At 76.7% G+C, this 361-nt stretch carries 1 pseudogene; it reads left to right on the top strand.

What is annotated here, in order from left to right:
- Positions 1-361 (top strand): annotated as a pseudogene (locus VTU_RS29750) (type II secretion system protein GspL); the annotation flags it as partial.

The raw sequence follows: 361 nt of genomic DNA on the forward strand, positions 1-361 counted from the left end.
ACAGAGCAGCCCGCAGTTGTACGCGCTGGGCACCCCCGAGGAGGCCCAGCTGGTCCTCACCGGCGGCGCCAACCCCGGGGTGACCGTGCTGCCCCTGAGCCGCACGGCGCTGGCGCTGGCGCACGCCAGCAGCGCCAACGCCCCGGCCGCGGTAGCCGACGCGGACACGGCCCTGGTGGTGCAAGCCGAGCCCGCCGTGGCCGCGCTCGCCGAACACACGCTGGGCCTGCGCGTGGTCCTGCATACCGCCAGCCAGCGCGCGCTGCACGCGGCGCGCGGCGACTGGGATCTGGCGCAGTTCGACCTGGCCAGCACCGGCCGCACGCGCGCCCTGCGCAAGGTCGGCAACGCGCTCGACGCG

This window comes from Verminephrobacter aporrectodeae subsp. tuberculatae At4 (genome assembly GCF_000193225.1).
Classification (GTDB): domain Bacteria; phylum Pseudomonadota; class Gammaproteobacteria; order Burkholderiales; family Burkholderiaceae_C; genus Acidovorax; species Acidovorax aporrectodeae.